We start from the raw sequence: 7,756 nt of genomic DNA, 5'->3' as shown, positions 1-7,756 counted from the left end.
AGCACCGGTAATGGACATTGACGAAACGGCTTTTCGCAGTGGTGTGGTCAAAGCCCGCCGCTACGGTGAGATGCGTATTCCGGCAGAGCTTCGGTTTGTGCAGAGTGTAAAAGCGGCAGGCAAAGAATCTGAAGAGCTGGTACTGGACGATCTTGCTGCTTATGTTGCCGGTTTAATGGAAGATAACGTGCGTTATGTCATGGGGTCGGGTAGCACTGTCGCCGCCGTTATGGCAGAGCTGGGTCTTGCCAATACCTTACTGGGTGTTGACGTGGTAGAGAACGGCAAGTTGATTGCCAGCGATGTCACAGCGAAGCAATTACTGGAGCTGGTGACCGATTATCCGAGCAAACTGGTCATTACCCTGATTGGTGGCCAGGGCCATGTATTTGGCCGTGGTAATCAGCAGTTGTCGCCGGCAGTAATAAAAGCCATTGGCCGGGACAATATTATGCTGCTGGCGACAAAAACCAAGCTTCAGCAACTAAATGGCCGGCCACTGCTTGCTGATACTGGTGATCAGGCGCTTGATAAAGCGCTGCACGGCTTATTACATGTGCTGACAGGCTACAACGACTACGTTATATACCGGTTAGGTTATCAGGATGAGGAGTAAAATGAATCAAGTGAGCATACCAGCGCAGTATATCGATACTGTTGCTGATTATTTTGACGGCCTGACGCCGCAGGCGACAGATGATCAGTTATTTGCTGCCGGTTATTTGCGTGGCCATTTTGATTTGGCGGTGGGTAGTCTGGAAGTTGCCGCAGAATCTTTTGATAAACCCCGGTTATGTAGCTGGGTGGAACAAAGCCTGGCAAAAGCAATAGCCGGTGGCGAGCTGACTGCTGCTGATCAGCAGCATGTCCAGCAATTGTGGCAACAGATACAAATGCTGTAGGGTGCGCCGGCAAGACTTTCGCACCACAATAGGTTAGTATGGCAACCGGATTTAATTGCTGCCAGGTAAACTATTTCTGCCGGCAGCCCAGCAAAAGTGGAACTTATGTCTGATAAATATACAACGTTAGAGCAACACGCCAGTTATGGTATTGGTTTACAGATGGGGCAGCAACTGGCTGACAACCCGTTTGACGGCCTGGATATTAACGCAGTAGCAGCGGGTCTGGCTGCGGCTTACAACGAGCAGCAGCCAGAAGTCAGTGAGCAGCAAATCCGCGAAGCATTTGGCGTTATCAGCGAGCGGATGCAGGCAGCTGAACAGGAAAAAGCTAAAGCCCTGGCCGAAGCAGGCGAAATGTTCCTGGCTGAAAATGCCAAGCGTCCCGAAGTGACAGTTACCGCTTCAGGCCTGCAATATGAAGTGCTGGTCGCGGCTGAAGGTGAGAAACCGACTACTGCTTCTACCGTTCGGACACACTACCACGGCACGCTGATTGACGGCACGGTGTTTGACAGTTCGTATCAACGTGGTGAGCCGGCAGAATTTCCGGTCTCCGGTGTTATTGCCGGTTGGACTGAAGCTTTACAATTAATGGCGGTAGGTTCAAAACTGCGGTTGTATGTACCGCAGAACCTGGCCTACGGTGAACGTGGGGCAGGTAATGCTATCGCCCCATACAGCACCCTGGTATTTGATGTAGAGTTACTGGCTATTTTGTAAAGGCCTGGCAAAACGCTAAAGCAACTAATAAAAAGCCCCGCATCAGCAGGGCTTTTTATTAGTCAGACAACCGGTCACGGCTTTGGCCCAGTCGCATTACCGGTAAGGGTTATCGGAAATACGAGCTGCCTGGCCAATCAACACAATTAGTGCTGCCAGCAAGTAGGCTGCCAGGATCAGCATGCTCCAGTAGGCCATGCTCAGGCCTAAAAACTGCCAGTCGACGGCGCCACAGCTGCCGGTGACTTCAAATACCGCTGGCAACCATTTATCCAGCGCTAACCAGGCCGGAAATTCAGCAAACAAGGCACAGCTGCTAAAACCACCCGCTGCCAGTGTCTGCTCAATATTGACCAACTGAACTGCATGATAAAGACCAATTGCAGCGCTTATCAGCCATAGCGCTGTCGCCACCAGCCGCAAAAAATCGTGTTTTGGTGCCAGAAACCCCAGCAAACCAGCAAGCAGCACGCCGGCAAACGCAGCACGGATATAAATACATTTGATGCAGGGTTGTAAGTTAAGACCATACTGAAAATATAAGCCGCTTGCCAGTAAGGCCAGAGCGCTTAATGCCAGTAAAAACCAGGACAGGCGATGGCGCGATGTTTTTTTTATTGTAGCCAGCATAAATGTTCCTATTGATATAACAATCAGTTAATTGGCTAATTTAAGTGATTTATCGGCATTACACAAATGTTGTGTTGGTGGTGGCAGGCTATTTTTAAGTACCGGCTTGTTAACTGACAGCGCTCTGGTACAATCAGTCAACTTTTATGACGACCCTGACGGATTTTTTGGCATGACCAATCTGATTAAAGCGCAAAGCCCTGCCGGTTTTGCAGAAGAATATATTGTGGACTCGATCTGGAATGGCAAATTTGCGCCTGGATCAATCTTGCCGGCAGAGCGTGAACTGTCTGAACTGATTGGCGTTACCCGGACAACATTACGTGAAGTACTGCAGCGCCTGGCGCGTGATGGCTGGTTGACTATTCAACACGGCAAACCCACTAAAGTGAATAACTACTGGGAAACGTCGGGCCTGAATATTCTGGAAACCCTGGCCCGGCTGGATGAAGATCAAATGCCCAAACTGGTCGATGATTTGCTGTCAGCCCGGACTAATATCAGCGCTATTTATATTCGCGGTGCGATTAAAACCCACCAGCAGCAGGTAATAGCCGCTTTTACTGGGGCTGAAGCACTGGATGATACCGCCGCGGCCTTTGCCGAGTTTGACTACAATCTGAACCATGAACTGGCTTTGCACTCATCAAACCGGATTTATGTGTTGATATTAAATGGTTTTCGTGGGCTTTATAATAAAATTGCCCGCTTTTATTTTTCGCATCCGGCCGCCCGGGAACTGGCCCGCAAATATTATGCTCAGTTAAAGCAATATGCTGAAGCGGGAAAACACGATGAAGTTGTCATGGCCGTGCGAAAATATGGTATTGAAAGCGGTAAAATATGGCAGGAATTAAGACCTGACATTCCAAAAGATTTGATTGAGTAATATCAAAGGCTGCTGATTGCAGCCTTTTTTATATTTTCTGTCCCCGGCTGCCGCGTGCGGCTTGTTGTTTATGCCAACGCCGTTTATGATGCCCGGTTATATCATATTTCTTTTTGCTATAAGCGGCAGTGCCGCCTGAAATAGGCCCGAGGATGAAACACGCATCAGCAAAGCCAGATATCCGTCCGGCAACAACCAGTTCCGATATCTATTTAGATTGTAATGCTACCACACCCGTACTGCCAGCAGCGGCGGCTGCCGCTATGCAATGCATGCAACAACAATTTGGAAATCCTAGCAGTAGTCACACCACTGGGATTAAGGCAAAAGCGACGCTGGAACGCGCCCGCAGTCTGGCCCGTCAGGTAACCGGGGCGGGGGAAGGACGCATTTTGTTTACTTCCGGTGCCACTGAAGGTATTCAGAGCTCAGTGGTGTCGGCGCTGCTGGCGCTGCGTGATCAGAATAAAGGTGGGCCGGCAACTTTACTGTTATATGGTGCAACCGAACATAAAGCCGTACCGGAGAGTCTGAAACACTGGAATACTGTTTTGCAGCTTAATGCGACGATTAAAGCAATCCCTGTCGATGTTAATGGCCAGCTCGATTTTGCTTTTATCCGTGAAAACGTGCCTGCGGCCGGACTTATCTGCACGATGGCTGCCAATAATGAGACAGGCGTGATGCAGCCACTGAAAGAACTTGAAAGCTGCATCCGTAAAGCCAATCCTGCTGTTTACTGGCTGGTGGATTGTGTTCAGGCGCTGGGTAAAATGCAGTTGCAACTGGCGAAAACCACTATCGATTACGCGCCATTTAGTGGCCATAAGCTCTATGCACCAAAAGGTATCGGTTTTTTGTATGTCAGGCCAGGGGCACCTTATCAGCCTTTTATCACAGGAGGTGGCCAGGAGAGCGGTCTGCGCTCCGGTACTGAAAACTTACCCGGGATTGCGGCGCTCGGCGCAGTACTTGCAGAGCTGCAGCAACCTGAAGGCGGGCTATTTCAAGCAGAGCAGACTTTGTGGCAATACCGCGAAAAGCTTATCGCAGCCCTGTGTTATGTTTTTCCTGATCTGGTATTAAACAGTGACCAGCCTTACATTGTGCCGACCACGGTAAATTTTTCAGTGCCGGGCTTTTTCAGCAAAGATATTATGGATTTATTTGATGCAGCCGGGATCCGGATTAGTTCCGGCTCGGCCTGCAGCTCAAAAATACCCAGCAGTTTTGTGCTGGATGCCATGGGGCTGGCACCCTGGCGCAGTCAGGGGGCTATCCGTTTATCGTTTGGGCCAGCCATGACAACAACAGAATGCGCTGATGCCTGTCATGCAATCAGAGCACTAAAAGCAGTGGTGAATAAACATTGTCTGGTGGTAACCGATGCCACACCAACTCTGGAGATCCATGCTGATGGTTTGCTGCAACTTAAGCATGAGAACAGTTGCAGCTATTTGCTGATTGATGCCCCAAGTGCTCAAGCCATAGTGATTGATCCGGTACCAGCGCTGGTTAACCGGATTGTTAATATTGTCCACGGCCGTCAGCTAAAGCTGCTGGCGATACTGGAAACACACCAGCACCATCAGCAGCAAAGTGCAGCACGGCTATTACGTCAGGTACTAAATACTGAGCAGCAACATTGCGATGAGTTTGGCTGGCCGGGCGCTGCCACAGAGCTCAGACTGGCAAATATGGTGTTAACCCGCATAGCCACCCCGGGCCATTGCGCCAGCGCTATCAGCATTATTGTGCGCCAGCAGCACCAGGTATTAGCGGCGTTTGTCGGCGATGTTATTATGCCTGGCGGCATTGGCCGTACCGATTTGACTGACGGGGATGCCCGGACGTTACAGCGCAGTATCTTGGATTTGGCCGAAAATATTAATGCTGATACGTTGTTATTATCCAGTCATGACTATGCGCAGCGTTTTGCCACCACGCTGCGTCTGGCGCAACAGGAAAGTGAATTGTTTACTCAGGTTCTGGCCGGCGAGCCGGCAGCAATGTGGCAGCAGCAACTCAATATTCAGACGGCAAAGTTACAGCAAGCCAGTCATTACTATTGCGGCCTGGTGGAGGTGACGCCAACCGATGCAAGCCGGTTGCTGGATATATCTGAACTGACTGAAGTGCTGACACGTCAGCCTGAGTTACAGGTGGTTGACGTCAGGGAGCCTCATGAGCAAACCGCCGGGCCGCTGCAGCAGCATTTACCGGTTGAAACTGAGGTGCTGGCGGTGCCATTATCGAAATTATGTGATGCATTAATCAGCAGGAAACTGACGCCAGAGCGGCCGTTGTTGCTGGTGTGTCGCAGTGGTAATCGCAGTTTGCTGGCCTGCAGGGTACTGCGTCGTTTTGGCTATGGCACAGTATATAATTTGAACGGTGGCATGGCGATGCTGGTCTGAACCGCAGGCAAACAGGCAAAAAAAGCGCCGTTAATACGGCGCTAAACTTGCTCCATCAAGTACAAATATCGCGATCAGTAGAAAAACTGTTGTAGCGGGTTTAGCAGACGGGTCAGGCCTTTGTTAAATTTCAATGGCGCACTGAGCACTGATAAACATAAACAGTCTTCATCAGCCAGAGTCCTGGGCGTATGTGTATCGTCCGGTGAATTAATCAGTAAGTCACCAACCCCATACTCGCCATTTTCATCAACGATTTTTCCCGCCAGCACCAGCGTCATTTCCAGACCGAGATGGGTGTGGTTAGGAACTTCGGTGCCTTTATCAATATACAGTAAAGACACATGCTGTTTGTCTGCCGTAGGCAATTTGGCCGTAGCAATGCCACCAAGGTGCAGCCATTTGTTTTGTTTTTGGGCAAGCCTGGCAAGGGCCCTTGGAATTTCAAATGTTTTGCCATTCACTGTCACACTTGCTGCTTGCGCTGAGCTGGCTGTCCTTACGTCAGCATCAGGTGTCAGCGCTGGCTGGCTGGTGATGAAATTAAGCATTTGTTGCCATTCCTGCTCAGTATCCCGCTTACTTAACTGCTGCTCGGTCAGAACAGCTGCCTGATCATTGGTAATGTCCCTGCTTTGCTGCTGACAATGCGGGCACAAATCAATATGAGCTGACACCGCAAGCGCAACATCGGCAGACAAAGACCCTTCAACATACTGCTCCAGTAGCATTAAACCTGGATGGAATTTAACTGCGTGTGTCATCTAGTGCCTCTCTCAATCTGTCCAGGGCTAAACGGATCCGGGACTTCACTGTACCTAAGGGTATTGCCAGCTCATCAGACACCTCCTGATGAGATTTTTCTTCTAAATAAACCTTTTGCATCACCATACGCTGCGCAGGCGGTAACGCATCAAAATGAGGCGCTAATTTCTCACTCATCAACATGGTATCCCAGCTGTCGCTGCTGTTGCTTTCCTGCTCGGGATAGTCGCCATCAAACCATAAGTCATCGGCACTGATATCGTCTTTACGGCTTTGTTTTTTTCTCAGCATATCAAAGCGAACATTACGCGCTATGGTAAAAATCCAGGTTGACGCGCAGCCCCGGCTGGCGTCAAACAAGCGAGCTTTGCGCCAGACATTAAGCATCGCATCCTGTACCATTTCCATGGCCTGCTGCTCGTTGCCAAACATTTTGATGCCAAAAGCTCTTAATCTTGGGGCAAAGTAGCTGAACAGTTCAGCATACGCTGCTTTATCCTGATGCAAGGCTACCAATGTCAGTGCGTCTTCCCATTGCCCGGTACGTAATTCGTTATCTGTATTTATCGTCATCCGTTGGCTTATTCGCTTTTGCTTAGATAAACCATCATGATGCCCTGTTAGCGCGGTAGTTTCCAACATATTCGTTTTTCCCGGCTGTTAATCGCTACGAAAAGAATGATTCGACTTGAGCGTTATACGGCTTTTTACTAACGGTGGTTTATCAATTCAAATACAAAAAAATAGAAAGGATTTGTCGTTTTAATGCAATTATCATTCTATAAATGTGATGTATTATTGGCGAACATCTTTACAGGAGACAATAATGAAACATGTTCTGGTAATAAACAGTTCTATCAGCGGTGATGACGGCCGTTCCACTCAGTTAAGTAAAGCATTTGTGGAAAAACTTGGCAGCAATATTAATCTGACTGAGATTGATCTCAGTGCCAGACCTTTACCTCATTTAGAGATGAATGAGCTGGCAGCGTGGATGACCCCGGTATCGGAACGTACTGCAGAGCAGCAGCAACTTGCCGCTTTGTCGGATAAGCTGATTGAGCAGGTACGTCAGGCGGATGTCATCGTGTTCGGGGTACCGATGTACAACTTTGGCATTCCGTCACAACTTAAATCTATGCTGGACAGACTGGCTCGGGCAGGCATCACATTTAAATACACTGAAAATGGCCCGGTTGGTCTGTTGGCAGACAAACCGGTCATTGTCCTGGCGACACGTGGCGGTATTTATCAGGGCACGACAGCAGACAGTCAGACGCCGTTTTTAACCAGTTTTTTTAATTTTATTGGCCTGACCCAACTTCACTTTATTTATGCAGAAGGCTTAAATATGGGAGAGGAGGCTGCGCAACAAGCATTGGCGGCAGCCCATCAGCAGCTTGGGAAAGTTAGTGATAAAGTCGCGGCTT

The 7,756-nt window shown here is 49.2% G+C and carries 9 protein-coding genes; 6 read left to right on the top strand and 3 right to left on the bottom strand.

Annotated elements, in window-relative coordinates:
* The 3 genes from R3177_RS11580 to R3177_RS11570 form a co-directional block, all read left to right on the top strand.
* Positions 1–616: ATP-NAD kinase family protein (locus tag R3177_RS11580; protein ID WP_413229086.1), on the top strand; the 616-nt coding region annotated here is incomplete at its 5' end.
* Between the two features lies 1 nt (position 617).
* Positions 618–902 (top strand): YfcL family protein, encoded by a 285-nt coding sequence (locus tag R3177_RS11575; protein ID WP_318971187.1) that lies wholly within the window; start codon positions 618–620, stop codon positions 900–902.
* 105 nt (positions 903–1,007) lie between these two features.
* Complete coding sequence (locus R3177_RS11570) at positions 1,008–1,625, top strand: FKBP-type peptidyl-prolyl cis-trans isomerase (protein WP_318971186.1); 618 nt, start codon at positions 1,008–1,010, stop codon at positions 1,623–1,625.
* A gap of 96 nt (positions 1,626–1,721) precedes the next feature.
* Here the strand turns inward: R3177_RS11570 and dsbB are convergent, their stop codons facing one another.
* Positions 1,722–2,255 carry a disulfide bond formation protein DsbB gene (dsbB, locus tag R3177_RS11565; RefSeq protein ID WP_318971185.1) on the bottom strand — a complete coding sequence of 178 codons (534 nt, stop codon included), beginning with the start codon at positions 2,253–2,255 and terminating at the stop codon, positions 1,722–1,724.
* Between the two features lie 172 nt (positions 2,256–2,427).
* Between dsbB and fadR the strand changes: the two genes are divergently transcribed.
* Both fadR and R3177_RS11555 read left to right on the top strand, forming a co-directional pair.
* Positions 2,428–3,144, top strand: a complete 717-nt coding sequence (fadR, locus tag R3177_RS11560) for a fatty acid metabolism transcriptional regulator FadR (RefSeq protein WP_318971184.1) — start codon at positions 2,428–2,430, stop codon at positions 3,142–3,144.
* Between the two features lie 152 nt (positions 3,145–3,296).
* Positions 3,297–5,561: an aminotransferase class V-fold PLP-dependent enzyme gene (locus R3177_RS11555; RefSeq protein WP_318971183.1), complete on the top strand. Its 2,265-nt coding sequence runs from the start codon at positions 3,297–3,299 to the stop codon at positions 5,559–5,561.
* A 74-nt stretch (positions 5,562–5,635) separates the two neighbouring features.
* Here the strand turns inward: R3177_RS11555 and R3177_RS11550 are convergent, their stop codons facing one another.
* On the bottom strand, positions 5,636–6,325 hold the full coding sequence (locus R3177_RS11550; protein WP_318971182.1) for a ChrR family anti-sigma-E factor: 690 nt from the start codon (positions 6,323–6,325) through the stop codon (positions 5,636–5,638).
* Positions 6,309–6,968: a sigma-70 family RNA polymerase sigma factor gene (locus tag R3177_RS11545; RefSeq protein WP_318971181.1), complete on the bottom strand. Its 660-nt coding sequence runs from the start codon at positions 6,966–6,968 to the stop codon at positions 6,309–6,311. Before R3177_RS11545 ends, R3177_RS11550 begins: the two co-directional genes overlap by 17 nt.
* A gap of 184 nt (positions 6,969–7,152) precedes the next feature.
* On the opposite strand from R3177_RS11545, the gene R3177_RS11540 reads away from it, so the two are divergent.
* On the top strand, positions 7,153–7,756 hold a 604-nt coding region (locus R3177_RS11540), incomplete at its 3' end, for an FMN-dependent NADH-azoreductase (RefSeq protein ID WP_318971180.1).

The organism is Arsukibacterium sp., from assembly GCF_033722355.1.
Taxonomy (GTDB): domain Bacteria; phylum Pseudomonadota; class Gammaproteobacteria; order Enterobacterales; family Alteromonadaceae; genus Alishewanella.
The sequence above is the reverse complement of the archived record's forward strand: the minus strand, read 5'-3'. Positions and strand labels throughout refer to the sequence as shown.

Coding starts and splice junctions, on each gene's coding strand:
- R3177_RS11570 (WP_318971186.1), top strand. CDS start 1,008: ATGTCTGATAAATATACAACGTTAGAGCAACACGCCAGTTATGGTATT.
- fadR (WP_318971184.1), top strand. CDS start 2,428: ATGACCAATCTGATTAAAGCGCAAAGCCCTGCCGGTTTTGCAGAAGAA.
- R3177_RS11545 (WP_318971181.1), bottom strand. CDS start 6,968: ATGTTGGAAACTACCGCGCTAACAGGGCATCATGATGGTTTATCTAAG.
- R3177_RS11550 (WP_318971182.1), bottom strand. CDS start 6,325: ATGACACACGCAGTTAAATTCCATCCAGGTTTAATGCTACTGGAGCAG.
- R3177_RS11555 (WP_318971183.1), top strand. CDS start 3,297: ATGAAACACGCATCAGCAAAGCCAGATATCCGTCCGGCAACAACCAGT.
- R3177_RS11575 (WP_318971187.1), top strand. CDS start 618: ATGAATCAAGTGAGCATACCAGCGCAGTATATCGATACTGTTGCTGAT.
- dsbB (WP_318971185.1), bottom strand. CDS start 2,255: ATGCTGGCTACAATAAAAAAAACATCGCGCCATCGCCTGTCCTGGTTT.